5 protein-coding genes are annotated in these 2,655 nt (G+C 57.9%); all 5 read right to left on the bottom strand.

Annotated features, from left to right (window positions below; genetic code table 11):
• Nucleotides 1-580: 580 nt before the first annotated feature.
• The 5 genes from NX05_RS15395 to NX05_RS24480 all read right to left on the bottom strand — a co-directional run bounded on the left by NX05_RS15395 (nucleotide 581) and on the right by NX05_RS24480 (nucleotide 2,612).
• Nucleotides 581-709, bottom strand: a complete 129-nt coding sequence (locus NX05_RS15395) for a hypothetical protein (RefSeq protein WP_015471906.1) — start codon at nucleotides 707-709, stop codon at nucleotides 581-583.
• A 27-nt stretch (nucleotides 710-736) separates the two neighbouring features.
• Nucleotides 737-988: a hypothetical protein gene (locus tag NX05_RS24245; protein WP_033482621.1), complete on the bottom strand. Its 252-nt coding sequence runs from the start codon at nucleotides 986-988 to the stop codon at nucleotides 737-739.
• 3 nt (nucleotides 989-991) lie between these two features.
• Entirely contained in the window at nucleotides 992-1,288 is a 297-nt protein-coding gene (locus tag NX05_RS15385; RefSeq protein WP_039437815.1) for a single-stranded DNA-binding protein, read from the bottom strand.
• Nucleotides 1,289-1,395: 107 nt separating this feature from the next.
• Nucleotides 1,396-2,454: a replication initiation factor domain-containing protein gene (locus tag NX05_RS15380; protein WP_039437824.1), complete on the bottom strand. Its 1,059-nt coding sequence runs from the start codon at nucleotides 2,452-2,454 to the stop codon at nucleotides 1,396-1,398.
• Nucleotides 2,451-2,612: a hypothetical protein gene (locus NX05_RS24480; RefSeq protein WP_165894334.1), complete on the bottom strand. Its 162-nt coding sequence runs from the start codon at nucleotides 2,610-2,612 to the stop codon at nucleotides 2,451-2,453. The genes NX05_RS15380 and NX05_RS24480 overlap by 4 nt, the downstream gene beginning before the upstream one ends.
• Nucleotides 2,613-2,655 lie beyond the last annotated feature (43 nt).

The following is a 2,655-nucleotide window of genomic DNA, read 5'->3' as shown; positions in this document are numbered from 1 at the left end:
GCCAAACTGAAATAGGTTTTGCCGCCCGCGCTAAACGTATCAGCGGAGGTAGCAGGCCCCATAGCACAGCCAGCATTGCAACTTGCACCATTACCCAATGCTGACCAACCGGATGTTGACGACGGCCGAGAAGCACACGTCGCGCCTTCCACATACAAGCGCGTCCTCGTTTCATAACGAGGCCCAGGCGAATCGCATGGCGTGACATAAGCCTCATACGACGAGCCAGCATTTTTAACGACACCCGGACACCAACCAGATGAGCCAGAGTTACTCTTGGCCGCTTGTGCAGCCGCCACAACACTTGCAGCAGCGTATGCCGCCCCCTGGTCAGGACACTGTGAGGTAATGACAGCAGTGCTAGTAGAACAGGTCATATCCTGCGCAACCACTTCTGACACACCAAAAATAGAGCAGAGGAAAACACATAACCACAATGCGCGAAAAATCACGTGTCCAATCCCTTGACCGCAGCCCAACCGCACAGGGCGCCCATGAATGCACAGAACAGTAGAACGATCATCGTGACCCCCTGAAAGAGAGAGGGCGACACCGAAGCGCCGCCCTGCCCTCACCACCATTAGCCGAAGAAGCCGGCCACCTTCTTTGCACCCCACTTGGTGAAGCCAACCAGCGCGATCAGCGCGGCAGCACCCACAACAGCGGTCACGGCATCAGCCGCACTCAGACCCGACAGAATGTCACCCATGTTTTCTCTCCTCGTTGATTGATTAATTTACCGGTCATTGAACATGCCCGCGACGCTGCCGGCGAGGCGTCCCAGGACGAACCACACGATCACCACACCGCAGCAGCCGGTGGACCACGCTACGGCGTCCTCCTTGCTGGGCATTGCGAACGCTTCTTGCACCAGCGCATACACGCTGTATTCGCTACCCGTAACCAGCACGTAACCACTGCACTCGCCGACCGATTGGCCGGTAGGCACCAACGTGCCATCAGCTTGCAAGGCTACGCACACGGCCATGGCTTAAGCCGCCACGCGTGCATGCGCTTTGACAGCGCGCAACACATGAAACTTGCTGTAATTGATCGCACCCTTGTTGACCGTCACCATGGCTTCCAAATCAAGCTCGTATTCGCCGGGCTGATAGGCGGCCTGACCCTTCTCCAAACGCACATCAAGCGGATACGCGAACCCGCCTGCTTCCAGCTTGGCCTTCTGCTTGCGCGTGGTGTATTCCCGATCCTTGCCGTCGTCATCCTTGAACGTGCCGCCACGCTCATCGACTTCGGCGCTCAATACAGTGACTTTGATTCCGCTCATGGTGTAACCCTTTTTAGGTTTGATTGATCCCGACGATCCGGGTGATTTGATTGACCACATTTGCTGTTACACACGTCGGTGGCCATAACGACGTGCAGCGAATTTCATTAGGCGCAATCGGGAAATAGCTCATCCAATTGATTGGAGATGCGTATCTCTAAATCGAGCTGATGCAGGTTCTTGAAGCGGCCAGGCACGCCGTCGTGGCTCAGGTAGCGCTGCAGGACGGACACGGCGTATTCGGGGCTGCGGCTATTCAACGCGTTCCAGAGGACGCGGAGCGCTGTACCGGCTTGGGTGTCGATGAAATCGATCATGGCCTTGACGGATGGATTGACCATGCGTTCCTTCAATTCCAGCCTGGTCAGCTCACCAATGACCAGGTCAGCGAGGACGGTGTAGGCACTGGCGAAATACTTGCCAGGATCGACAAGCGCGCCCAGCGGCAGATCGATGCGCTTGGCGTACAGACGCAATTCGCAGCGTGTCCAATCGCTCTCTGGGTCGCCGAGCTGCTTACCCTTCTCGTAGATACACAGCTCTTTGTGGCCTTTCTGGCCGACGTAGAAGCTGCATCCCTTGTCGTTGCCCTCGTCGCTGATGTGCTTCGCGTGCGGAGGACGGCCGTTCATGGTGAAGGCGCCATCGTGGTAGGCGTCGCGGAACTGCTGCACGTCGAACCACTTGCCGGTGTGGTCATCAATGGCGATATCGACACGCGTGAGGTGTGCACCCAGATCCTGTGCGATGCGTTCTGCATACGGCCAGCTGGGGACGTTGCTGCACCCCTGCCCTGTCAGACTGATGCATACCTCGCCAGTGTCAGCAACACCGATGCGGCCGCACACGCTGGAAGTCTCATCAATCAGCATGGCGCTACGCTGATAGTTGAAGTTCCACAAGCGCTGCTGCAGGGGTCCGACAACGATGCTGCCGGAGGTGCCGAAGACGTAGGCCACCATCTGCTGGGCGTTCATGCGCTTGAAGAAGTTGACCGCCTTGTCGCTGTCAAAGACCAAGGTGCAGAAGTCGATGATCGGCTTCGATAGCCCTTCGAGGGTCTGAGACTTTTGGCCCGTGTTACTGCTCGGGCCAACCGGGTGCGCCGGGCGATTGCACAGCTGCGCCGGTGAAAAGGGTAGGCAGGAAGCGACCAACACCGTCACAGCGCCACCGCCGAGGTGTTGCCGATCAGCTGGATGCGCTGCTCGATCATCGCCTCATAGGTTTCGACCAGGTCGGCATTGCCGCACTGACGCGACCAGCTGACCAGGTCAAACAGGGTGTGCAACTTCATGCCGGGGATTTCGAACAGGTCAGTCATGACCAACCCCGCTGAAATAGGCGATCAGACCGGCAGGCGTCAG

This window comes from Xanthomonas vasicola (assembly GCF_000772705.2).
Taxonomy (GTDB): Bacteria; Pseudomonadota; Gammaproteobacteria; order Xanthomonadales; family Xanthomonadaceae; genus Xanthomonas; species Xanthomonas vasicola.
Note: the sequence above shows the minus strand (reverse complement) of the source record. Positions and strands in the feature narration are given on the sequence as shown.